22 protein-coding genes and 1 tRNA gene are annotated in these 23,320 nt (G+C 63.3%); 19 read left to right on the plus strand and 4 right to left on the minus strand.

Annotated elements, in window-relative coordinates:
* Positions 1 to 3 precede the first annotated feature (3 nt).
* From nuoI to pnp, 14 genes are all read left to right on the plus strand, one after another.
* Complete coding sequence (nuoI, locus tag XdyCFBP7245_RS12340) at positions 4 to 492, plus strand: NADH-quinone oxidoreductase subunit NuoI (protein WP_104615908.1); 489 nt, start codon at positions 4 to 6, stop codon at positions 490 to 492.
* Positions 493 to 496: 4 nt separating this feature from the next.
* A complete protein-coding gene (locus XdyCFBP7245_RS12345) occupies positions 497 to 1,159 on the plus strand; it encodes an NADH-quinone oxidoreductase subunit J (RefSeq protein WP_211287690.1) in 663 nt (220 codons plus the stop codon).
* Positions 1,156 to 1,461 (plus strand): NADH-quinone oxidoreductase subunit NuoK, encoded by a 306-nt coding sequence (nuoK, locus tag XdyCFBP7245_RS12350; protein ID WP_005914274.1) that lies wholly within the window; start codon positions 1,156 to 1,158, stop codon positions 1,459 to 1,461. Before XdyCFBP7245_RS12345 ends, nuoK begins: the two co-directional genes overlap by 4 nt.
* Positions 1,462 to 1,468: 7 nt before the next feature.
* Positions 1,469 to 3,643: an NADH-quinone oxidoreductase subunit L gene (nuoL, locus tag XdyCFBP7245_RS12355; protein ID WP_104615909.1), complete on the plus strand. Its 2,175-nt coding sequence runs from the start codon at positions 1,469 to 1,471 to the stop codon at positions 3,641 to 3,643.
* A 20-nt stretch (positions 3,644 to 3,663) separates the two neighbouring features.
* Positions 3,664 to 5,166: an NADH-quinone oxidoreductase subunit M gene (locus XdyCFBP7245_RS12360; protein WP_104615910.1), complete on the plus strand. Its 1,503-nt coding sequence runs from the start codon at positions 3,664 to 3,666 to the stop codon at positions 5,164 to 5,166.
* A 36-nt stretch (positions 5,167 to 5,202) separates the two neighbouring features.
* Complete coding sequence (gene nuoN / locus XdyCFBP7245_RS12365) at positions 5,203 to 6,663, plus strand: NADH-quinone oxidoreductase subunit NuoN (protein WP_104615944.1); 1,461 nt, start codon at positions 5,203 to 5,205, stop codon at positions 6,661 to 6,663.
* 205 nt (positions 6,664 to 6,868) lie between these two features.
* A tRNA-Met gene (locus XdyCFBP7245_RS12370) sits at positions 6,869 to 6,945 on the plus strand.
* Positions 6,946 to 7,141: 196 nt separating this feature from the next.
* Positions 7,142 to 7,732 carry a ribosome maturation factor RimP gene (rimP, locus tag XdyCFBP7245_RS12375; RefSeq protein ID WP_104615911.1) on the plus strand — a complete coding sequence of 197 codons (591 nt, stop codon included), beginning with the start codon at positions 7,142 to 7,144 and terminating at the stop codon, positions 7,730 to 7,732.
* A 4-nt stretch (positions 7,733 to 7,736) separates the two neighbouring features.
* On the plus strand, positions 7,737 to 9,248 hold the full coding sequence (gene nusA, locus XdyCFBP7245_RS12380) for a transcription termination factor NusA (protein WP_104615912.1): 1,512 nt from the start codon (positions 7,737 to 7,739) through the stop codon (positions 9,246 to 9,248).
* Between the two features lie 95 nt (positions 9,249 to 9,343).
* Complete coding sequence (gene infB / locus XdyCFBP7245_RS12385; protein ID WP_170068628.1) at positions 9,344 to 12,055, plus strand: translation initiation factor IF-2; 2,712 nt, start codon at positions 9,344 to 9,346, stop codon at positions 12,053 to 12,055.
* Positions 12,056 to 12,197: 142 nt separating this feature from the next.
* The gene (gene rbfA / locus XdyCFBP7245_RS12390) at positions 12,198 to 12,590 is read left to right on the plus strand and encodes a 30S ribosome-binding factor RbfA (RefSeq protein ID WP_104615914.1); all 393 of its coding nucleotides are present in this window, start codon (positions 12,198 to 12,200) and stop codon (positions 12,588 to 12,590) included.
* Between the two features lie 81 nt (positions 12,591 to 12,671).
* Complete coding sequence (gene truB / locus XdyCFBP7245_RS12395; RefSeq protein WP_104615915.1) at positions 12,672 to 13,598, plus strand: tRNA pseudouridine(55) synthase TruB; 927 nt, start codon at positions 12,672 to 12,674, stop codon at positions 13,596 to 13,598.
* Positions 13,599 to 13,754: 156 nt separating this feature from the next.
* A complete protein-coding gene (rpsO, locus tag XdyCFBP7245_RS12400; RefSeq protein WP_055850100.1) occupies positions 13,755 to 14,015 on the plus strand; it encodes a 30S ribosomal protein S15 in 261 nt (86 codons plus the stop codon).
* 168 nt (positions 14,016 to 14,183) lie between these two features.
* A complete protein-coding gene (gene pnp, locus XdyCFBP7245_RS12405) occupies positions 14,184 to 16,298 on the plus strand; it encodes a polyribonucleotide nucleotidyltransferase (protein ID WP_104615916.1) in 2,115 nt (704 codons plus the stop codon).
* Positions 16,299 to 16,668: 370 nt separating this feature from the next.
* Here the strand turns inward: pnp and XdyCFBP7245_RS12410 are convergent, their stop codons facing one another.
* The 3 genes from XdyCFBP7245_RS12410 to XdyCFBP7245_RS12420 form a co-directional block, all read right to left on the minus strand.
* Positions 16,669 to 17,721: a DUF2272 domain-containing protein gene (locus XdyCFBP7245_RS12410; protein ID WP_104615917.1), complete on the minus strand. Its 1,053-nt coding sequence runs from the start codon at positions 17,719 to 17,721 to the stop codon at positions 16,669 to 16,671.
* A gap of 63 nt (positions 17,722 to 17,784) precedes the next feature.
* Entirely contained in the window at positions 17,785 to 18,666 is an 882-nt protein-coding gene (gene nadC / locus XdyCFBP7245_RS12415; RefSeq protein WP_104615918.1) for a carboxylating nicotinate-nucleotide diphosphorylase, read from the minus strand.
* Positions 18,663 to 18,932 carry a Trm112 family protein gene (locus tag XdyCFBP7245_RS12420; protein ID WP_055850108.1) on the minus strand — a complete coding sequence of 90 codons (270 nt, stop codon included), beginning with the start codon at positions 18,930 to 18,932 and terminating at the stop codon, positions 18,663 to 18,665. The genes nadC and XdyCFBP7245_RS12420 overlap by 4 nt, the downstream gene beginning before the upstream one ends.
* Positions 18,933 to 18,990: 58 nt before the next feature.
* Between XdyCFBP7245_RS12420 and purE the strand changes: the two genes are divergently transcribed.
* Together purE and XdyCFBP7245_RS12430 are read left to right on the plus strand one after the other, a co-directional pair.
* Positions 18,991 to 19,494 (plus strand): 5-(carboxyamino)imidazole ribonucleotide mutase, encoded by a 504-nt coding sequence (gene purE / locus XdyCFBP7245_RS12425; protein ID WP_104615919.1) that lies wholly within the window; start codon positions 18,991 to 18,993, stop codon positions 19,492 to 19,494.
* Entirely contained in the window at positions 19,491 to 20,636 is a 1,146-nt protein-coding gene (locus XdyCFBP7245_RS12430) for a 5-(carboxyamino)imidazole ribonucleotide synthase (protein ID WP_104615920.1), read from the plus strand. Before purE ends, XdyCFBP7245_RS12430 begins: the two co-directional genes overlap by 4 nt.
* A 151-nt stretch (positions 20,637 to 20,787) precedes the next feature.
* Here the strand turns inward: XdyCFBP7245_RS12430 and XdyCFBP7245_RS12435 are convergent, their stop codons facing one another.
* Positions 20,788 to 21,366, minus strand: a complete 579-nt coding sequence (locus tag XdyCFBP7245_RS12435; RefSeq protein ID WP_104615921.1) for a superoxide dismutase — start codon at positions 21,364 to 21,366, stop codon at positions 20,788 to 20,790.
* 121 nt (positions 21,367 to 21,487) lie between these two features.
* On the opposite strand from XdyCFBP7245_RS12435, the gene grxD reads away from it, so the two are divergent.
* The 3 genes from grxD to XdyCFBP7245_RS12450 are packed head-to-tail and all read left to right on the plus strand — an operon-like array spanning position 21,488 to position 23,144.
* A complete protein-coding gene (gene grxD / locus XdyCFBP7245_RS12440; RefSeq protein ID WP_039420602.1) occupies positions 21,488 to 21,808 on the plus strand; it encodes a Grx4 family monothiol glutaredoxin in 321 nt (106 codons plus the stop codon).
* Entirely contained in the window at positions 21,805 to 22,548 is a 744-nt protein-coding gene (locus XdyCFBP7245_RS12445) for an SDR family NAD(P)-dependent oxidoreductase (RefSeq protein WP_170068629.1), read from the plus strand. The genes grxD and XdyCFBP7245_RS12445 overlap by 4 nt, the downstream gene beginning before the upstream one ends.
* Positions 22,545 to 23,144: a YhgN family NAAT transporter gene (locus XdyCFBP7245_RS12450; RefSeq protein ID WP_005996031.1), complete on the plus strand. Its 600-nt coding sequence runs from the start codon at positions 22,545 to 22,547 to the stop codon at positions 23,142 to 23,144. Before XdyCFBP7245_RS12445 ends, XdyCFBP7245_RS12450 begins: the two co-directional genes overlap by 4 nt.
* Positions 23,145 to 23,320: the final 176 nt, after the last annotated feature.

Raw genomic sequence — 23,320 nt, forward strand, 5'->3', positions numbered from 1 at the left:
CTGATGAACAAGATCACCCATTACTTCAAGAGCTTGCTCCTGCTCGAACTGCTCGCAGGCCTGTGGCTGACGTTGAAATATACGTTCAAGCCCAAGTACACCGTGCTGTACCCGATGGAGAAGTTTCCGCAGTCGCCGCGTTTCCGTGGCTTGCATGCGCTGCGTCGCTATCCCAATGGCGAAGAGCGTTGCATCGCCTGCAAGCTGTGCGAGGCGGTGTGCCCGGCGTTGGCGATCACCATCGACTCGGCCAAGCGCGAGGACGGCTCGCGCCGTACCACGCGTTACGACATCGATCTGTTCAAGTGCATCTTCTGCGGCTTCTGCGAAGAAAGCTGCCCGGTGGACTCGATCGTCGAGACGCACATCCTCGAGTACCACTTCGAGAAGCGTGGCGAGAATATTGTCAACAAGCCGCAGCTGCTGGCGATCGGAGACCGGCTAGAAGCCGAGATCGCCGAGCGTCGCGCTGCCGATGCCGCCTTCCGTTGAGGTCATGATGGACTGGGTCTCTATTGCTTTTTACGCCTTCTCCGCAATCGCGGTGGTGTCCGCCGGTGCGGTGATCAGCGTGCGTAACCCGGTGTATGCCGTGTTATGCCTGATCCTCACCTTCTTTTCGATGGCCTGCATCTGGTTGCTGGTCGGTGCCGAGTTCCTCGGCGTCACACTGGTGCTGGTCTACGTCGGCGCGGTGATGGTGCTGTTCCTGTTCGTGGTGATGATGCTCGACATCGACACCAGCCGGCTACGCGAGGGCTGGGTCAAATACATGCCGTTGGGCGTGATCGTTGCGGTGGCGATGCTGGCGCAGATGGTTACCTTGATCGGGGTCAAGGCGCGCACTGCCACACCGTTCCCGGTCGACAATGCCGCCGCGCAGGCAGCCGACAGTTCGAACCTGACCTGGCTGGCCAAGAGTCTGTATACCGAGTTCCTGCTGCCGTTCGAATTTGCCGCCGTGATTCTGACCGTGGCCGTGGTGGCCGCAGTGATGCTGACCTTGCGCAAGCGCACCGGCATCAAACTTCAGAATGCCAGCGAGCAGTCGCGCGTGAAGGCGGGCGATCGTCTGCGCATGGTCAAGATGGCAGTCGAAAAGCCAGTACAGGCTGCGCCGCGCGTCGATGCGGCCGACGGACAGGAGGCGAAGTCTTGATTACCTTGGGCCACCTGCTTGGACTGGGTGCGGTGCTGTTCTGCATCTCCCTGGCCGGCATCTTCCTCAACCGCAAGAACGTCATCGTGTTGCTGATGTCGATCGAGTTGATGCTGCTGTCGGTCAACGTCAACTTCATCGCGTTCTCGCGCGAGCTCGGCGACACCGCCGGTCAGTTGTTCGTGTTCTTCATCCTGACCGTTGCCGCCGCGGAGGCCGCCATCGGTCTTGCGATCCTGGTGACTCTGTTCCGTACGCGCCGCACGATCAATGTGGCCGAAGTCGACACGTTGAAGGGCTGACCTGTAGATGGAAATCACTCTCTCCAAGAGTCTGTTGATTGCGGTGGTGCTTGCACCGCTGGTCGGCAGCATCATCGCCGGCCTGTTCGGTCGCCAGGTAGGGCGCAAGGGTGCGCAGTACGTCACCATCCTCGGTGTGGCAGTCAGCTGCGTATTGTCGTGCCTGACCCTGTATCAATTGGTGGAGCAGGGCGCCAGCCCGTTCAACCAGAACCTGTACACCTTCTTCGACGTCGGCAACTACTCCGCGCATGTCGGCTTCATGGTCGATCGCCTGACCGCGATGATGATGGTGGTAGTGACCTTCGTGTCGCTGCTGGTGCACATCTACACCATCGGCTACATGGAAGAAGACCCCGGCTACCAGCGCTTCTTCAGCTACATCTCGTTGTTTACCTTCTCCATGCTGACGCTGGTGATGAGCAACAACTTCCTGCAGCTGTTCTTCGGCTGGGAAGCGGTGGGTCTGGTGTCGTACCTGCTGATCGGCTTCTGGTTCAAGCGCCCGACTGCCGTGTTCGCCAACATGAAGGCGTTCCTGGTCAACCGCGTGGGCGACTTCGGCTTCATCCTTGGCATTGCCGGCGTGTTGTTGTGGTTCGGCTCGCTGGATTACTCCACCGTGTTTGCCAACGCCACCACCATGGCCGGTGCCAAGGTGCAGCTGTTCGCAGGCCACGAGTGGAGCGTGATGACGCTGATCTGCATCTGCCTGTTCATCGGTGCGATGGGCAAGTCGGCGCAGGTGCCGCTGCATGTGTGGCTGCCTGACTCGATGGAAGGCCCGACCCCGATCTCGGCACTGATCCATGCTGCGACCATGGTCACCGCCGGCATCTTCATGGTGGCGCGCATGTCGCCGCTGTTCGAGCTGTCGGAAACCGCGCTCAACTTCATCCTGTTCATCGGTGCGACCACGGCCTTCTTCACCGGCCTGATCGGCATCGTGCAGAACGACATCAAGCGCGTGGTCGCGTACTCAACGCTGTCCCAGCTCGGTTACATGACCGTGGCGCTGGGCGTGTCGGCCTATTCGGCCGCCGTGTTCCACCTCATGACGCATGCCTTCTTCAAGGCGCTGCTGTTCCTGGCGGCGGGCTCGGTCATCATCGGCATGCACCACGAGCAGGACATGCGCAAGATGGGCGGCCTGCGCAAGTACATGAAGGTGACCTACTGGACCAGCGTGATCGGTACGCTGGCACTGGTCGGTACGCCGTTCTTTTCGGGTTTCTACTCGAAGGACACCATCATCGAAGCCGCTGCGCACCACGCGCACGAATCGCATAGCTGGGTCGCGACCTACGGCTACTGGTCCGTGCTCGGTGGCGTGCTGGTCACCAGCTTCTACAGCTTCCGTCTGCTGTTCCTGACCTTCCACGGCAAGGAGCGTTTTCGCGATGCTCATGCGCACGAGGCGCATACACATCACGACAGCGCGCATGCCGATGCCGAAGCACAGGTGCATGCCCACGACAGCCACGCGCACGATGCGAATGCGCATGACAGCCATGGTCACGACGATCACGGTCATGGGCACCACGGAGCGCATGAGCCGCACGAGTCCAAGTGGGTGGTGACCTTGCCGCTGATCCTGCTTGCGATTCCGTCGGTGGCGATCGGTTTCTTCACCATCGGTCCGATGTTGTTCGGTACCGATTGGCAGGGCCACCACGCGGCGCATGCGCTCAAGGGGCAGGCCGTGTCGTTCTTCACCGGCATCGTCGACTTCTACGACCCGGCGCGCGATACCGTCGGTGCGCTGGCCGAAGAATTCCACGGCCCGATCGCGTTCGCGTTGCACGGCATGATGGCGGCTCCGTTCTTCCTGACGGTCGCCGGTCTGTTGCTCGCCGCGCTGTTCTATCTGTGGAAGCCCGACCTGGCGACCAAGTCCCGCAAGGCGTTCGCGCCGATCGTGTGGTTGCTGGAAAACAAGTACGGCTTCGACAAGCTGTGGATCAATGGCTTCGCCGGTGGCGGTGTTGTCCTTGGCAAGGCGTCACGCGCAATCGATACCCATGTGGTCGACGGCGTGGTCGTCAATGGTTCTGCCCGACTGATCGACCTGGCTGCAAATCTGCTGCGTCGCACGCAATCCGGTTTCCTCTATCACTACGCCTTCGCAATGATCATCGGTTTGATCGCCTTGTTGGCGGTACTGATGCATTTCTGGCGTTGACCTGTACGGAATAAGAAAACGTGTCGAACTGGCCTTTACTGTCTATCTTGATCTGGCTGCCGATTATCGGTGGCGCCCTGATCCTTGCGTTGCGCAACGCCGAGACTGCCCGCTGGGCGTCCTTGGCGGTGGCGGTGGCGACCTTTGTGCTGAGTCTGCCGCTGTTGGGCTACGACACCGCCAATGACGCGATGCAGTTCATCGAACTGCATGCCTGGATCCCGGCCTACAACATCGGCTACAACCTGGGCGTGGATGGCATCGCGGTCGCGTTGATCGTGCTCACCACATTGGTGACGGTGCTGGCGCTGATCGGCGCCTGGCGCTCGATCGACAAGCGCGTCAATCAGTACGTCGCCGCGTTCCTGATTCTGGAAGGTGTCACCGTCGGTATCTTCGCTGCCACCGACGCGATGCTGTTCTATGTCTTCTTCGAAGCCATGCTGATCCCGATGTTCCTGATCATCGGTGTCTGGGGCGGTCCGCGGCGTATCTATGCGGCGATGAAGTTCTTCCTCTACACCTTCCTCGGCTCGGTGCTGATGCTGGTGGGGCTGGTCTACCTGTACCTCAAGGGCGGTAGCTTCCAGCTCGCCGACCTGTATGCGCTGCAGCTGACCGCCAAGGAACAGACCTGGATCTTCTTCGCATTCCTGATCGCCTTTGCGGTCAAGGTGCCGATGTTCCCGGTGCATACCTGGTTGCCGGACGCCCACGTCGAAGCACCGACCGCCGGTTCGGTGATCCTGGCGGCGATCGCACTGAAGATTGGCGGTTACGGTTTCCTGCGTTTCAACCTGCCGATCGTTCCAGATGCCAGCCATGAGTTTGCGTGGCTGGTGATCACCCTGTCGCTGATCGCAGTGATCTACGTCGGCCTGGTAGCGTTGGTGCAGGACGACATGAAGAAGCTGGTGGCGTATTCGTCCATCGCGCACATGGGCTTCGTTACCCTCGGCACCTTCATCGCCTTCACCCTGGTGCGCGAGTACGGCAGCACCGACGCTGCACGCCTCGGTTTGCAGGGCGCAATGGTGCAGATGATTTCGCACGGCTTCGTGTCAGGCGCAATGTTCTCCTGCATCGGTGTGTTGTACGACCGCATGCACACCCGCCGCATCGCCGATTACGGCGGCGTGGTCAACGTGATGCCGTGGTTTGCCACTTTTGCCATGCTGTTTTTCATGGCCAATGCCGGTCTGCCGGGTACCAGTGGTTTCGTCGGTGAGTTCATGGTGATCATGGCCAGCTTCCAGAAGCATCCGTTGGTTGCCTTCGCTGCCGCCACGACCTTGGTGATCACGGCCGCCTACACACTGTGGCTCTACAAGCGCGTGTTCTTCGGCGAGGTGGCCAATGCCCATGTGGCCGAGCTGAAGGACATCAATGGCCGCGAGGCTTTCGTGCTGGGGGTGTTCGCTGCTGGCGTGCTGGCCCTGGGCCTGTATCCGAAGCCACTGACCGATCTGATGGAACCATCGATCGCCAAGCTGGCTACCCAGATCGCCGCGAGCAAGCTGTGACCGCTTGCCGTACGTTTTGATTCTCAGGATTTGATGATGACCACGCCAACGCTCGCGCCGTTGACCACCGCTGACCTGGCTCCGCTTGTTCCGGAGCTGGTGCTGATCGGCGGCGCCTTCGCACTGCTGATGCTCGACCTGTTCATGAGCCAGCGGAACAAGGTCTGGACCCACTTGTTCTCCATCGCCGTTCTCGCCGTGGTGTTTGCGCTGTTGGCGACCGGTACGGGCGGGCAGGGCGAGATTTTCAACGGCATGTTCGTGCGCGATACCGCGGCGGACGTGATGAAGACCGTGATCGTGCTCGTCAGCGGGTTGAGCCTGGTCTACGGTTGGACCTACCTGCGCGAGCGCAATCTCTATCAGGGCGAAATCCCGGTACTGGTGTTGTTCGCCACCGCCGGCATGATGCTGCTGGCGTCGGCCGGCAGCCTGTTGATGGTCTATCTGGGCCTGGAACTGTTGGCGCTGTGTTCGTACGCGCTGGTTGCGTCCAACCGCGACAACGGCCTGGCCACCGAAGCGGCGATGAAGTATTTCGTGCTGGGTTCGTTGGCGTCGGGTCTGTTGCTATATGGCATGTCGCTGGTCTATGGCGCCACCGGTACCTTGAGTCTGGCTGGCATCCATGAGGCGATCGAAGGCTCGGGCGAGCGCACATTGCTGCTGACCGGCACCATCTTCATGATCGCCGGCGTGGCATTCAAGCTGGGCGCCGCGCCGTTCCATATGTGGCTGCCCGATGTCTATCAGGGCGCACCGGCACCGATCGCGTTGTTTATCAGCTCGGCACCGAAGCTGGCTGCCTTCGGCATGACCTACCGCCTGCTGGAAGTGGGCATGGGTCCGTTGTCGCCGCAGTGGCATCTGCTGATTGGCGGCCTGTCGGCACTGTCGCTGGTCATCGGCAATCTGATGGCCATCGCGCAGAGCAATCTCAAGCGCATGCTTGCGTATTCCACGGTCTCGCACATCGGCTTCCTGCTGATGGGCGTGGCCGGTGGCGGCGAAGAAGGCTATGCGGCTGCGATGTTCTATGCCGTGAGCTACACCATCATGTCGACCGCCTCGTTCGGCGCGATCATCGCGTTGTCGCGCAATGGCTTCGAAGCCGAGAACATCGACGACTTCAAGGGCCTCAACGCGCGCAATCCGTGGATGGCCGGACTGGTGCTGTGCATCATGGCGTCGCTCGCGGGCATTCCGCCGTTCCTCGGCTTCTGGACCAAGCTCGCCGTGCTGGGTGCGGCGGTGAAGGGCGACATGCTGTGGCTGGCGCTGGTGGGTGTGCTGTGCGCGGTGATCGGTGCGTACTACTACCTGCGTGTCATCAAGGTCATGTACTTCGACGAGCCGGTGGGTGAGCCGCTGCCTGCCAACAACGATCGCGTCCTGGGCACGGTGCTGGGCGTCAACGCACTCGCGTTGCTGGCGCTGGGTCTGGCCTGGAGCCCGATCATGGTGTGGTGCCAGCGTGCGTTTGCTGGTCTCGTGTAAGCGTGTCGCGCGGGTGTCGCGTTCATCGCGATACCTGCTTGCATGCGGATGGCGCGGATCTGAAATAAAGTCGTGATTGGTGTTTCGTTTTTGTTGCATTGCGGTTATCATTCGCCGCGACGTTGGACACTCGCCAAAGTGTCCAGCAGATGAAAAACTTAGGGCTTGCAATTGCCGCTCAAGTTCTTCATAATTCCGCTTCTGCTGCGGGGTGGAGCAGTCTGGCAGCTCGTCGGGCTCATAACCCGAAGGTCGCAGGTTCAAATCCTGCCCCCGCTACCAAGTTTCGAATTACCGCTTTATCGCAGTGATTCAACTTCTTGGATCGTAAGGACGCATGTTCCCGTCTTTACGCCGACCCTGAGAGGTCGGGCTTTTTCATGCAAGGGGCCCATCGGGCCCCTTGTTTTTTCCGGAACCGGAAAGTTTGCTGCCGGTTGCCGGGGTTCTACTGGCAATCATTTGATCAGGGCAGTCTGTGAGCGAAAAAGCGACCGAAATCGCGAATCTGCTGAGTCCAACGGTTGAGTCCCTGGGCTTGGAACTGCTGGGCGTGGAGTATCTTCCCGCGCCAGGTGGCGCCACGTTGCGCCTTTACATCGATGTGCCGCTGGCCGAACAGCCCGAGCGCGTGATCAACGTCGACGACTGCGAGCGCGTGAGCCGCGAAGTGTCGGCCCAGCTCGACGTCGAAGACCCGATCAGTGGCAACTACACCCTGGAAGTGTCCTCCCCGGGTGTGGACCGTCCCTTGTTCACCCTCGAACAATTCGCGCGCCATGCCGGCGAGTCCGCAAAGATCGTGTTGAAGCTTGCGCAGGATGGTCGGCGCCGCTTCCAGGGTCAGATCCTGCGCACCGAGCCGGAAGCTGCCGCCGTGGTGTTTTCGGTCGACGGCAAGGACGTACAGATCGGCTTCGACAATATCGACAAGGCGCGCATCCTGCCGGATTGGGTCGCCTTGGGCCTGGCGCCGCAAAAACCGAATAAGCCCGGCCCGAAAAAACCCGGGCACGACAAGAAGAAACCATCCAACGAGTCGGCGGCTGGCAAGCCGCGCGCGGAGTGACTAAATGAGCAAGGAACTTTTGCTGGTAGTGGATGCGGTGGCCAATGAAAAAGGCGTGCCGCGCGAAGTGATCTTCGATGCGATCGAGGCCGCGCTGGCTTCCGCAGCGAAGAAGCGCTATCCCGACCAGGACGTGTTGACGCGCGTGACCATCGACCACAAGGACGGTAACTACGAAACCTTCCGCCGTTGGGAAGTGGTGGCCGACGACGTGGTGATGGAGTCGCCGGATCGCCAGGTGCGTCTGATGGACGCCATCGACGAAGCCGACGGCGTAGATGTGGGCGACTACATCGAAGAGCAGATCGAAAACCCGGATTTCGGCCGCATCGCAGCGCAGGCTGCCAAGCAGGTAATCGTGCAGCGTGTGCGCGAAGCCGAGCGTCAGCAGGTGGTCGATGCATGGAAGGACCGCGTGGGCGAGCTGATCACCGGTGTGGTCAAGCGCGCCGAGCGCGGCAACATCTTTGTCGATCTGGGCGGCAATGCCGAAGCCTTCATTCCGAAGGACAAGGGCATTCCGCGCGACGTGCTGCGCCCGGGCGACCGCGTGCGCGGTTATCTGGCCGAAGTGCGCTCCGAGCCGCGCGGCCCGCAGTTGTTCATCAGCCGCGCCGCACCGGAATTCATGATCGAGCTGTTCAAGCTCGAAGTGCCGGAAGTGGGCCAGGGCCTGGTCGAGATCAAGGCCTGCGCACGTGACCCGGGCGACCGCGCCAAGATCGCGGTGATTGCGCACGACACCCGCACCGATCCGATCGGTGCCTGTATCGGCATGCGCGGTTCGCGCGTGCAGGCGGTGTCCAACGAGCTCAATGGCGAGCGCGTGGACATCGTGTTGTGGAACGAGAACCCGGCCAACTTCGTGATCAACGCGATGGCGCCTGCCGAAGTGCAGTCGATCATCGTCGATGAAGACAAGCATTCGATGGACCTGGCCGTGGCAGAAGACCGCCTGGCGCAGGCGATCGGCAAGGGCGGCCAGAACGTGCGTCTTGCCAGCCGTCTGACCGGCTGGCAGCTCAACGTGATGACCGCCGACCAGGTGGCCGCCAAGTCCGAGGCTGAACAGGCGGCGGCGCGCCAGCTGTTCATGGATCGCCTGGAAGTGGACGAGGAAATCTCCGCCATCCTGGTGTCCGAAGGCTTCAACACGGTCGAAGAAATCGCTTACGTCCCGGTCGGCGAACTGCTGGCGGTGGAAGGTTTCGACGAAGACATCGTCGAAGAACTGCGTGCCCGTGCCCGCGATGCGTTGCTCAACGCCGCGCTGGCCGAGGAAGAAGGCCTGGAAGGAACTCAGCCCACCGAGGACCTGCTGGCGCTGGAGGGGATGGACGAGGAAACGGCCTTTGCTCTGGCCGAGCACGGCGTGCGCACCAGCGAGGACTTGTCCGACCTGGCAGCGGACGAGATCGTCGACTTCGGCATCGAGGGCATGACCCAGGAGCGCGCCGCGGCGCTGATCCTGGCGGCCCGCGCCGAGGAGATCGCCCGTTTGGAGCGCGGCGAATGAGCCGGCAATGAACCGCGCCCTGACCCCATCAGGGCTTAGAATCAGCGTTTCCCTTGCTCTGGGCGAGGGGGCGCCAACCAGATCATAGGATCCGAATGTCGCAGCAAACCACCATCCGCAAGCTTGCCGAACTGGTCAACACGCCGGTCGATAAACTGCTGGTTCAACTGGCCGAGGCCGGAATGAAGTTCAGCGGTCCCGACCAGGTCGTGACCAGCACCGAGAAGATGAAACTGCTTGGCTTCCTGCGTCGCACGCATGGCAAGGCCGAGACGCCCGCCGAAGCGGCGAGCGAAGCAGCCAAGAAGATCACGCTCAATCGGCGCAAGCTGCAAGAAGTCACGGTCAGCGCCGGCCGCACCAAGACCACGGTCAACGTGGAAGTGCGGCAGAAGCGGACGTACGTAAAGTCCGAGAACGAAGGCAGCGGCCGCGCCGCGCCGATGACGCCGGACGAAGAGCGCGCCGACATCCTGGCCAAGCTCGCTGCATCGCGTCAGCGCAATCTCGACGAGCAGCAGGCCCTGGCCGAGAGCGACCGTGTGCGCGATGAAGCGATTCAGCGCAAGCGCGACGAAGAGCAGGCCGCAAAAGACCGTGTAGAAGCCGAGCGCAAGGCTGCCGAGGAAGCCGCTGCGGCTGCCAGTGCGCCGGCCCCGGTTGCCGCTGCGCCGACGCCGTCGTCGGCGCCTGCTGCGCGTGCACCATCTTCGCCGTCGTCGGCACCGCGTCCGTCTCGTCCGGCTGGCGCCTCGCCTGCCTCGCGTCCGGCGACGCCGGCACGTCCGGATGATCGCAACAACGCCGCCAAGCACAAGACGCGCGGTTCGCACGTCATGGTGGCTGGCGTCGAAGACGACGATGCGACCAAGCGCTTTGCCGGTCAGCTGCATCTGTCGGCCGCCGATCGCGCGCGTCGTTCCAATGTGCGTGGCAAGCCGACCGGTCGTCCGGGTTCGTCGTCGTCGCGTCGTGGCAATGATGGTGGTCGTGGCAGCAACCAGAGCAACAGCGGCCCGCACGGGTTCGAGCGTCCGACTGCACCGGTGGTGCGTGAAGTGGCGATCGGCGAGACCATCACCGTGGCCGATCTGGCGCAGAAGCTTGCGCTCAAGGGCGGCGACGTGGTCAAGGCGCTGTTCAAGATGGGCGTCATGGCGACCATTACCCAGAGCATCGATCACGACACCGCTGCACTGGTGACCGAAGAACTCGGGCACAAGGCAGTGCGTGCGGACAATGCCGACTTCGAAGATGCGCTGCTGGCGCATTCCGAAGACGCGCAGGGCGAGACCACTTCGCGTCCGCCGGTCGTGACCATCATGGGTCACGTCGATCACGGCAAGACCTCGCTGCTGGACTACATCCGTCGCACCAAGATCGCTTCCGGCGAAGCTGGCGGCATCACTCAGCACATCGGTGCGTACCACGTCGAAACCGGCCGTGGCGTCATCAGCTTCCTGGATACGCCCGGCCATGCCGCGTTTACCTCGATGCGTGCGCGCGGCGCCAAGATCACCGACATCGTGGTGCTGGTGGTTGCGGCCGACGACGGCGTCATGCCGCAGACCAAGGAAGCGGTTGCGCATGCCAGGGCGGCAGGCGTCCCGTTGATCGTGGCGGTCAACAAGATCGACAAGGCCGGCGCGGATCCGCTGCGGGTCAAGAACGAATTGCTGGCCGAAAACGTGGTTGCCGAAGATTTCGGCGGCGATACCCAGTTCATCGAAGTGTCGGCCAAGGTCGGTACTGGTGTGGACACGCTGCTGGATGCGATTTCGCTGCAGGCCGAAGTGCTGGAACTCAAGGCCGTGGCCGATGGCCGCGCCAGCGGTACCGTGATCGAATCCTCGCTGGACAAGGGCCGTGGCCCGGTCGCGACGGTGCTGGTGCAGCAGGGCGCGCTGAAGCGTGGCGACTACCTGGTGTGCGGTATTCAGTACGGCCGCGTGCGTGCGCTGTTCGACGAAACCGGCCATCAGCCGGCGTCGGCAGGCCCGTCGATTCCGGTGCAGGTGCTCGGCCTGTCCGGCGTGCCGGAAGCTGGCGATGACTTCGTGGTCGTCGACGACGAGCGTCTGGCCAAGGACGTGGCACAGCAGCGCGAAACCAAGCGCCGCGAATCACGTCTGGTCGCCTCGGCAACCAACCGCATGGAAGACATCCTGGCCCAGATGGGCAAGGGCGAAGGCCAGCAGGTGTTGAACCTGGTGATCAAGGCCGACGTGCAGGGTTCGGTGGAAGCGCTCAAGCAGTCGCTGGTGGCATTGTCCAACGACGACATCCGCATCAACGTGATCCATTCCGGCGTGGGCGGCATCACCGAGTCGGATGCGAATTCGGCAGCGGCGTCCAAGGCCACGATGATCGGCTTCAACGTGCGTGCGGATGCATCGGCGCGCAAGATCGTCGAGTCCAACGGCATCGATCTGCGTTACTTCTCGATCATCTATGACGTGATCGATCAGGTGAAGCAGGTGGCGTCCGGTCTGCTCGGCGTGGAAATCCGCGAAGAGATCATCGGTATTGCGCAGGTGCGCGACGTATTCCGCAGCTCGAAGTTCGGTGCGGTTGCAGGCTGCATGATCATCGAAGGCGTGGTGAAGCGCAGCAAGCCGATCCGCGTGCTCCGCGACAGCGTCGTGGTGTTCGAGGGCGAGCTGGAATCGCTGCGTCGCTTCAAGGAAAACGTCGACGAAGTGCGCAACGGTACCGAGTGCGGTATCGGCGTGAAGGCTTACAACGACGTCAAGCCTGGCGATCAGATCGAGTGCTTCGAGCGTATCGAGGTTGCCCGCACGCTGTAATGGCTGCCGGGGCCTGCGGGCTCCGGTCTTCCACGCAGGCGATGGTGTCCGCAAGTTCTGCAAGGCGAGGGCGGCATGGCCGCCCGCGTTCGTTTTTGGCTTCGGTGCCATCTGGCCCTCCGAATCAACCAGGTCCACGACCATGCCAACCAAATCATTCCATCGCACCGATCGCGTTTCTGCGCAGGTGCGTCGCGACCTCGGCACGATCGTGCACGCGGCCGTGCGCGACCACGGCTTGCCGTCGGTCAGCGTTTCCGATGTCGAAATCAGCCGCGATCTGGCGCACGCCAAGGTGTTCGTCACCGCACTGCAGCAGGAGCGTTCGGCCGAAGCGGTCAAGGGACTCAAGGAAATCGCCGGGCAGCTGCGCACGCAGTTGGCGCGCGCGATGAAGCTGCGTCACGTGCCCGAGCTGCACTTTCACTACGACGACTCGGTCGACCGTGGCGAGCGTATCGATAACCTGCTGCGTGACCTGGACGATGTCGGTCCGCAGGCCACGTCCAGCGACGAAGACACCGAGCAGCGCTAAGCGCTGTGTCGGCTGGGCGAGATGACCGCGCCCCCTGGATTCCCGCGGACGCGCACAGCGCCCGATTCGAGCACCGATCTTTTGAAACCCCGCATCGTCTATCGCCCGCTGCACGGCATCCTGTTGCTGGATAAGCCGGCTGGGCTCAGTTCCAACAACGCATTGCAGGCCGCGCGCCGTCTGTTGCGGGCGGAAAAAGGCGGCCACACCGGCAGCTTGGATCCGCTGGCCACCGGCTTGCTGCCGTTGTGCCTGGGCGAGGCGACCAAGATCGCCGGCTTGCTGCTCGGCTCGGCCAAGGCGTACGACGCCGAGGTGGTACTGGGCGTCACCACCGATACCGACGATGCCGACGGTGAACCGCTGCGCGAGCGTGCGGTGCCTGCGCTGACCGAAGACGCGCTACGCGCCGCCTTGGCGCCGTTGATTGGCCGTATCCAGCAGCAGGCTCCGATCTATTCCGCGCTCAAGCAGGGCGGCGAACCGCTGTATGCCAAGGCGCGCCGGGGCGACGTGATCGAGGCGCCGGTGCGTGAGGTCGAGGTGCACGCGATCGAGTTGATCGGCTACCACGCGTCGCGTCTGCAATTGCGCGTGACCTGTGGCTCCGGCACCTACATCCGCAGCCTGGCGCGCGATCTGGGCGAAGCACTCGGCTGCGGCGCGCATATCGCCTCGCTGCGCCGGCTCTGGGTAGAACCGTTCCGATCGCCACAGATGATGACCCTGGAAGCGTTGAGCGCAGCATTGGAATCCGGCACGCGGGCGGAAGATCTGCTGCTGCCGATCCAGGCCGGGCTGGCCGATTTTGCGCAGATCACCCTCGACCAGGCCCATGCGACCCGCTTCCGGATGGGGCAACGCTTGCGCGATCCGGCATTTCCGGCCGGTCACGTCGCCGTTTTCGGACCGGATGGAAGCCCGTCAGGCCTTGGCCTTGTTGACGCTGACGGTCGGCTGTCGCCGCAGCGCTTGTTCAATGGACTGAACGAGACTTCGGGTTGTTAAGGTCTAGTCAACTTGTTCCCGGCGCCATGCAACGGTACAATTTCGCGGCCCCGATCGGGGCACCTCCGCGCCAAGCGCGCGCATCCCTAGCAAACGGCGAGTCAGACGGTGCGTCATGCACGTTTCTGTCGACCACGCATCTATCGAGAAAACATCATGTCTGTCGACACCCAGAAAGTTATTGAAGACAACAAGCGCAGCGCCCAGGACACCGGTTCGCCGGAAGTGCAGGTCGCTCTGCTGACCGCACGCATCGAGCTGCTTAGCGGTCACTTCAAGACCCACAAGAAGGATCACCACAGCCGTCGCGGTCTGCTGCAGATGGTCAACCGTCGCCGCAGCCTGCTCGACTACCTGAAGAAGAAGGACAACGAGCGCTATAAGTCGTTGATCGAGAAGCTCGGCCTGCGCCGCTAATCGAGTCCTACCGCCGCGGCGCAGCGATGCGCCGCGGTTTTGTTTTGGTCGTTCGCAAACGCGTCATCGCAGTCCCAAGTTCATGGGCCGGAGCCTCCCGGCCGCCCGTTCTCGGCATGGGTCGACGACGGTCCAACGAAGACAGTTACACCTAAGGAAAAAACCTCCGTGGCAAAAATCACCAAAACCTTCCAGTACGGCAAGCACACCGTCACCCTGGAGACGGGCGAAGTCGCTCGCCAGGCGAGCGGTGCCGTCATCGTCAAGATGGACGACACCGTACTGCTGGTCACCGCCGTCGCCGCAAAAACCGCGCGCGAAGGGCAGGACTTCTTCCCCCTGACGGTCGATTATCAGGAGAAGTTCTATGCCGGCGGCCGCATCCCGGGCGGCTTCTTCAAGCGCGAAGGACGTGCGACCGAGAAGGAAACGTTGATCTCGCGCCTGATCGACCGTCCGATCCGTCCGCTGTTCCCGGAGGACTACAAGAACGAAGTACAGATCATCGCGACCGTGATGTCGATGAACCCGGACATCGATGGCGACATCGCCGCGCTGATCGGTGCATCGGCTGCACTGTCGCTGGCCGGTACCCCCTTCAACGGCCCGATCGGCGCCGCCAAGGTGGGCTACAAGAACGGTGAGTACATCCTCAACCCGACCATCGCCGAGCTGAAGGATTCGCAGCTGGAGCTGGTGGTTGCCGGTACCGCCAATGCGGTGCTGATGGTGGAGTCTGAAGCGGAGCTGTTGTCCGAAGAAGTGATGCTGGGCGCAGTGACCTTCGGTCATCGCGAACTGCAGAAAGTCATCAACGCGATCAACGAGCTGACCGTCGAAGCAGGCACCAAGCCCAGCACCTGGGTGGCGCCTGCCAAGAACACCGCGCTGATCAACGCGCTGAAGGAAGCCGTCGGCACGCAGCTGGCGAGCGCCTTCCAGGTGCGCGACAAGCTGCAGCGTCGCGACGCCATTTCGGCGATCAAAAAAGACGTGATGGAATCGCTGGCCGGCCGCGTCGCCTCCGAGGGCTGGAGCACCGCTGAGCTGTCGAAGGAATTCGGCGAGCTGGAATACCACACCATGCGCGACTCGGTGCTCGACACCAAGGTGCGTATCGATGGTCGTGCGCTGGATACCGTGCGTCCGATCGCGGTGCAGGCCGGCGTGTTGCCGCGTACCCACGGCTCTGCGCTGTTCACCCGCGGCGAGACGCAGGCGATCGTGGTCACCACGCTGGGCACTGCTCGCGATGGCCAGGTGATCGATGCGGTCAGCGGCGAGTACAAGGAAAACTTCCTGTTCCATTACAACTTTCCTCCGTATTCGGTGGGCGAGTGCGGTCGGTTCGGTGCGCCGAAGCGTCGCGAAATCGGTCATGGCCGTCTGGCCAAGCGTGGCGTGCTCGCCGTGATGCCGAGCCTGGAAGAATTCCCGTACACCATCCGCGTGGTCTCGGAAATCACCGAGTCCAATGGTTCCTCGTCGATGGCATCGGTCTGCGGCAGCTCGCTGGCGCTGATGGATGCGGGCGTGCCGATCAAGGCGCCGGTCGCGGGCATCGCCATGGGCCTGGTCAAGGAAAACGACCGCTTCGTGGTGCTGTCGGACATCCTGGGCGACGAAGATCACCTGGGCGACATGGACTTCAAGGTGGCCGGTACTGCCGAAGGCGTGTCCGCGTTGCAGATGGACATCAAGATCGAAGGCATCACCGAAGAGATCATGAAGCAGGCATTGCAGCAGGCCAAGGCCGGCCGTCTGCATATCCTCGGCGAGATGGCGCACGCACTGACCACCCCGCGTCTGGAACTGAGCGACTACGCGCCGCGTCTGCTGACCATCAAGATCCATCCGGACAAGATCCGCGAAGTGATCGGCAAGGGTGGTTCGACTATCCAGGCGATCACCAAGGAAACCGGTACGCAGATCGACATCCAGGACGACGGCACGATCATCATCGCCTCGGTCAACGCGATTGCCGCGCAAGCTGCGAAGTCGCGCATCGAGCAGATCACCTCGGACGTGGAGCCGGGCCGCATCTACGAAGGCAAGGTCGCCAAGATCATGGACTTCGGTGCGTTCGTCACCATCCTGCCGGGCAAGGACGGCCTGGTGCACGTCTCGCAGATTTCCAGCGAGCGCGTGGAGAAGGTCGGCGACAAGCTGAAGGAAGGCGATCTGGTCCGCGTGAAGGTACTGGAAGTGGACAAGCAGGGCCGTATCCGTCTGTCGATCAAGGCCGTGGAAGAAGGCGAGGGCGTCCCGCCGTCGGCCGAGTAATCGCTGCTGGTTGATGCGTCACGAAAAAGCGGGCTTCGGCCCGCTTTTTCGTTGTCGGTTCGGAATGATCCATGCCTTGTTCCTTCTCCCCTTGGGAGAAGGTGCCCCGAACGGCCGGATGAGGGGTCGGGCGCAGCCTGTTGCAGTTGAGGCAGCACCATGGCTTCGCTCCTCCAACCCCTATTCCGCAGAGAGAGGGGCTAGAGCGAGGCGCCACGTGTCTGTTCCTTCTCCCCTTGGGAGAAGGTGCCCCGAAGGGGCGGATGAGGCTACGTGCGTAGCATCATTGCAGTTGAAACGACATCAGGGCTTTGCCCGGTACCCTCACCCCAACCCCGCTCCCGCAGGGAGAGGGGCGTTGAATCTTTCCTCACCCGGGCTGCTGGGTCGGCGCCGGCTGCGTTTCCGGGCGCGGCGGCACCACGCGCGGGAAACCTGGAGGCATCGTCTGCTCGGCGGGCGGTGCGGTGGGCGCAGGCAGTGGCTCGGTTGGCGGTGGCGGCAGCATTGCTGCGTCGGGACGCAGCTTCAGCAGCGCGGCCCAGTCGCGTCGGTTGAAGTCGCACAGTTCTTCGTGTGCCGGCGTACATTCGCTGGCGACACCAAGGCTGTCTTCATTCTGATCTTGCGCGCTGTCGGACTGCGGCGTCGGCAATACCACGCGGCCGGCGCGGTCCAGCGGCATCTTGCGCATCATCACGGTGTTGAACACGTTGCCGCCGATCAGATACAGCGTGCGATCGCCGCCGACATTGGCAGCCACCACCACATCGCAGTGCGATTGCCATGGCATCGGTGCGCTGCCGCCCAGGGCGGCCTTCAACCCTGCGTAGCCGAGCGTCACGCTGCGCCCGCGCAGCAGGCATAGCAGATCGCCGGGTGCGGGTTTTTCCAGCGCAGGGTCGGCGAACTGATAAGGGCCGGTGGCGCCGTCGTTGTACGCGCTGCGGATGTAATCCAGATGGCGTGCGGAGCGGTGGAATCCGCTCAGTCTCGCTTGCGTCATCACCCATGAAATGAAAGCGGCCGACCACGGATTGTCGACAAGAAAGGCCCGACAGTCGCTGGCGGTGTAGCGGGTGCCATCCAGTGCGGCGCAGCTCGATGCGCCGGGACGTCCGCCCATCGAGGCGAGCGTGCCGCTGTCGCGCCAATAGCCTGCGACGCGCTGCCAGGCCACGACGCCATCGTCGGCAAGATAGCTTGATTCGGCTTCGGTCACGCCCAGGCTGGCAAGGCGCCCTTTGGCATCGATAAACGGGTATTGCCACAGGCGATGCTCGTTGCAGGCCGAGCGCACGATGGCGATGGCCGCAGGACTGGTGCCGAAGCGCGGTGGCATATCGCACACTTCCGCAGCCGCAGCGCCGCCTCCCAATCCTGCAAGCAGCAGGCACATCCACGGCCAGGGTCTTACGATCATCGAACATCCTGAACTAAATCAATCGCAGAAGGCTGACAGAGCAGACTGCGCGCACGCGTGAAATCAGCGCGGGGCCGGGCCGAGTTTGAGCGACAGATCCACCGCCTGCACATGCTTGGTCAGCCCACCGATGGAAATGCAATCCACGCCGTCCTGCGCAATTGCGCGGATGCCGGCCAGGTCGACGCTGCCGGAGACTTCCAGCGGGATACGCTGATCCACCGGCAACGCGGCGACGATACGCACGGCATCGCGACGCATTGCCGGATCAAAGTCGTCGATGAGGATGCGCGTGCAGCCCACCTGCAGTGCCTCGCGCAGCTGCGCCAGCGTTTCCACCTCGACCACCAGCGGTAGCTGCGGTTGCTGGGCACGTGCGGCTTGCACGGCTGCGCTCAACGAGCCGGCGGCGCGGATGTGATTTTCCTTGAGCATCACCGTGTCGAACAGGCCGATGCGGTGATTGTCGCCGCCGCCGCAGCGCACTGCGAATTTCTGCGCCATGCGCAGGCCCGGCAGCGTCTTGCGCGTGTCCAGGATGCGGGCGCCGGTGCCGGCGACTGCGGCCACATACGCAGCGGTAGTGGTAGCCGTGGCCGAAAGCGTCTGCAGAAAGTTGAGCGATGTACGTTCGGCACTGACCAGGCTGCGGCTGCGACCTTGCAAGATGGCCAGCACCGTGCCGGCGCTGACGTGCTGGCCTTCGTGCACGTGCCAGTCGATGCGCACCTGTGGGTCGAGCGCGCGATGCGTGGCATCGAACCAGGGCCGGCCGGCAATCACCGCATCCTGCTTGCACAACAGATACGCACTGTCGGCTTGATCCGGCAGCAGCGCGGCAGTCACATCGCCAGTGCCGATGTCTTCGGCCAGCGCGCGCGCCACATCGGCGTCGACCAACGCGGCGGGCGGCGCCTCCGGCACGGTGCGCACGGACGAATTCACTTGTCGGGAAAGTCGGTGATCTGGGCGGTGCCGATGGCTTCTTCGGCCAGCAGCACCGGAATGCCGTCGTCGACGCGGAAGATCTGCTTGCGGTCGCGGGTGATCAAGGCCTCGCGCAGCGGCTGGCTTTGCGCGGTACCGTCGGCGCGCTGCAGGTTTCCGGCGGCGATGGCGGTGTTGAGTGCTTCCAGGCCTTTGCCGTCCAGCAGCGAGAGCGGCTGGCGGGTGTCGGGCGAGCACAGCAGGTCGAGCAGTTTGCGATCCATCGAAGTCTTGTCTTGCGTGGAGATTGGCTAGAATACGTCTTTACCGCAGGGCAGGGCCATGACCTCCAACCACTCCGCGCCGCTGGTCGGCATCGTGATGGGCTCCCGTTCGGATTGGGAGACCATGCAACACGCAGCTCAGAAGCTCGATGCGCTGGGCGTGCCGTACGAAGTCAAGGTGGTGTCGGCGCATCGCACGCCCGATGTGCTGTTCACCTACGCCGAGCAGGCGCGCGCGCGTGGGTTGCGCGCGATCATTGCCGGTGCCGGCGGTGCGGCGCACCTGCCGGGCATGCTGGCGGCCAAGACGGCGGTGCCGGTGCTGGGTGTGCCGGTGCAGTCCAAGGCGCTCAACGGCATGGATTCGCTGCTGTCGATCGTGCAAATGCCGGCCGGCATCCCGGTGGCGACGTTTGCGATCGGCAATGCCGGCGCCGCCAATGCGGCGTTGTTCGCGGCTGCGATGCTGGCACCGGAGCAGGCGCAGATCGGCCAGGCACTGGCGCAGTTCCGTGCCAAGCAGACCGATGATGTGATGGCCAGCGACGACCCGCGCCAATGACCACCGTCGGCATTCTGGGGGGCGGCCAGTTGGCGCGCATGCTGGTGCTGGCGGGCGCGCCACTTGGGCTGCGGTTTGCAGTGTTCGACCCGGCGGTCGATGCCTGCGCAGGGCAAATGGCGCCGCTGCAGGTGGGCGCGTTCGACGATGCTGCCGCGCTCGCTGCGTTCGCCGCGCAGGTGGATGTGATCACCTTCGATTTCGAAAACGTGCCCGCAGCCAGCGCGCAGCAACTTGCCGCGCAGGTGCCGGTGTTTCCGCGCCCGGATGCCTTGGCGGTGGCGCAGGACCGGCTGAGCGAAAAAACCTTGTTCCGCGAGCTCGGTATTCCTGTGCCGGAGTTCGCTGCCATCGACGACCGCGCCGGGCTTGACGCCGCATTGGCGCGCATCGGTGCGCCGTGCGTCCTCAAGACGCGCCGCTTCGGCTACGACGGCAAGGGCCAGTTCCGCATCAAGACGCTTGCCGATGCGGATGCCGCATGGACTGCGCTCGGCGCGCAGGCCGCCAAGGTCGGACTGATTCTTGAAGCCTTCGTACCATTCCAACGCGAGGTCAGCGTGGTGGCCGTGCGTGGACGCGATGGCGAATTCCGTGCATGGCCGTTGACCGAAAACTGGCATGTCGATGGTGTGCTGGCAGCCAGTCTTGCGCCCGCCAGCGTGGACGCGACATTGCAGGCGACAGCGGATGCGCATGCACGCGCGATTGCCGACAGGCTGGACTACGTGGGCGTGTTCGCCCTTGAACTATTCGTACGCGATGGCGAGCTGCTGGCCAACGAGATCGCCCCGCGCGTGCACAACTCCGGCCATTGGACCATCGAAGGCGCGGAGACCTCGCAGTTCGAAAATCATGTGCGTGCCGTGCTCGGGTTGCCATTGGGCAGCACCGCGATGCGCGGTCATGCGTGCATGCTCAACTGGTTGGGTACGATGCCGGACGCTGCGGCATTTCTGGCAGTGCCCGGCGGGCATTGGCACGACTACGGCAAGCAATCGCGCGACGGTCGCAAGGTGGGCCACGCAACGCTGCGCGCCGATACCCCGCAGATGCTGGCACAGGCGCTGGTCGAAGCCGGCATGGCACTGCAGCGCAATGCGCACGTTGAACCGGTGATTGCGCGCCTGCGCGAAGGCTGAGTGTCAGTCAATCCCGAGGCATCGCGACGCAGCAGCGAGGCGTGTCGCGATGCGTCGCGAGGGTTGTGGCCCTGCTGGTCGCTTGCGCTTCGGTTGATGGTACTCAGGTGGAGGCACCGGTGAGCGATCCATCGGCATTCAGAGGCGCCTGTTAGCTCAGCCGGCTGGCCACAAAATCCCAGTTGATCAGCTTCCAGAATGCCTCCAGGTACTGCGCACGGTCCTGCTGGTAATCCAGGTAATACGCGTGTTCCCAGAGGTCGCACGCCAATAGCGGCGTGTCCGGCCCGGTTAGCGGGGTGGACGCATTAGGCGTGGCGACAACGGCCAATGCGCCATCCGGGCGCTGCACCAGCCATACCCAGCCCGAGCCGAAGCTGCTCAAGGCGACGCGATTGAATTCCTGCTTGAAGTGCACAAAGTCGCCGAACGATCTGCCGATGCCGTCGGCCAGCTTGCCGAGCGGCTCGCCGCCCCCGCGTGGCCGCAGGCACTGCCAGTAGAAATTGTGGTTCCACACCTGCGCGGCCAGATGGAACAGCGTGCCCTGCGCCTGCGCGATGATCTCTTCCAACGTCAGCTCGGCAAACTCGCTGCCTTCGATGCGCGTATTGAGCCGTTCGACCTCGCCGCGATGACAGACGCCGTGATGCGCCTCCAGGGTTGCGGACGAGAGATGCGGCTCCAGAGCGGCGCGGGAGTAGGGCAGTGCAAGGTGTTCGATCGGCATGATGGCAATGGCAGCGAAGGGAGTGCGGCGACAGGTCGCGCTGAAGGCTTACAATGCGCGCCTTTGCGGAAGTCTATCCGACCCGGCGGTCGGGCCTGCCGCTCCCAGTCAGGAGAGTCCAATGCCGGTGATGGAACGGATCCAGGCCGAAGTCGAACAACACCCGATCGTGCTGTTCATGAAAGGCACCCCGCAGTTTCCGATGTGCGGGTTTTCCAGTCGCGCAGTGCAGGCGTTGATCGCCGCCGGCGCCGATCAGCTGCGTACGGTCAACGTGCTGGAAGAACCCGAAATCCGCGCCAATCTGCCGCGCTATTCCAATTGGCCGACCTTCCCGCAATTGTTCATCCATGGCGAGTTGATCGGCGGTTGCGACATCACGCTGGAACTGTTCGAAGCCGGCGAGCTCAAGCGCATCGTCACTGAAGCGTATCAGCCGTGAGCGCGTTGCAAGACCCTGTTTTGTCGCAGCCACTGACCGGGCGGGTGGTGCTGATCACCGGCGCGGCCGGTGGGCTGGGCACCGCTGCCGCACAGGCATGCGGATCCGCGGGGGCGACCGTGGTGCTGCTGGGGCGCAAGCTGCGTCCGTTGGAGCGCGTCTACGATACCGTCGCCACGCTGGGGCCGGAGCCATTGCTGTATCCGCTCGATCTGGCCGGTGCGACACCCGACGATTACGCTGCGCTCGCGCAACGGCTGCAGTCCGAACTGGGCGGTGTCCATGGCCTGCTGCATTGCGCGGCAGAGTTCGTTGGGCTGACGCCCGCCGAACTTGCGGCACCTGCGGATTTCGCACGCAGCATCCACGTCAACATCACCGCACGCGCCTGGCTGACTCAGGCCTGCCTGCCATTGATGCGGCAGCAGGATGATGCCGCTGTCGTCTTCGTCGTGGACGATGCCGTGCGCGTCGGGCAAGCGTACTGGGGCGCATACGGCGCCGCCCAGCACGCACAGCTCGGCGTGATCGCCAGCCTGCATCATGAAACTGCGGCCGGTCCGGTGCGTGTCCATGGCTTGCAACCTGGCCCCATGCGTACTGCGTTGCGCGCGCGCGCCTTTACCCATCAGGAAGACAGCGAGGCGGCCGATCCTGCCCGTTACGCGTCCGCCTGCGTCACCCTGTTGTCCATGGCAGGTGCCCCGCACCGCGGTGCGATCTGGAGCCCTTCCACATGACCATTCTGTCGGCGGCGTTGCTGCTGTTCCTGATTCTGGACCCGCTGGGCAACATCCCGGTCTTTCTCAGCGTGCTCAAGCCGTTGCCGCCGAAGCGGCAGCGCTTCGTGCTGGCGCGCGAGCTGCTGATCGCGCTGTGTGTGCTGATGGCGTTCTTGTGGGGCGGCAAATACGCGCTGGAACTGATGCATCTACGTCAGGAATCGGTGGCGATTGCCGGCGGCATCGTGCTGTTCTTGATCGGTATCCGCATGATTTTCCCGCGCCCGGAAGGCCTGATGGGCGAGATCCCCGATGGCGAACCCTTCATTGTGCCGTTGGCCATCCCGCTGGTGGCCGGCCCGTCCGGTATGGCAGCGGTGATGCTGATGGGCAGCAACGAACCCACGCGTCTTTGGGACTGGAGCCTGGCGCTGATGATTGCCTGGATCGGCGCATCCACGATTCTGGCCTCGGCGCCATTGCTGTACAAATTGCTCGGCCACCGTGCACTGACCGCAATCGAGCGGTTGATGGGCATGCTGCTGGTCGCGATTTCCGTGCAGATGTTCCTGGACGGGTTGGGGACGTACTTCAAGCTGCCGGTGTCCATCTAAGGCGATTGTCATATCCGGGAACGACCCGGGCCGCGCGCCGCGTCTTGCGCGCGCGTTTGCGCAGAGTGGGCGAACGGCATTCCTGCCGGCTTGCCGCGCTTGAGAAACTCTCTGTCTAGACGCACGTCTCGCTCCCGCTGCGACCTTGCGCACTCTGGCTGTTGCGCCGTCACATG

Source organism: Xanthomonas dyei, from assembly GCF_002939865.1.
Classification (GTDB): Bacteria; Pseudomonadota; Gammaproteobacteria; order Xanthomonadales; family Xanthomonadaceae; genus Xanthomonas; species Xanthomonas dyei.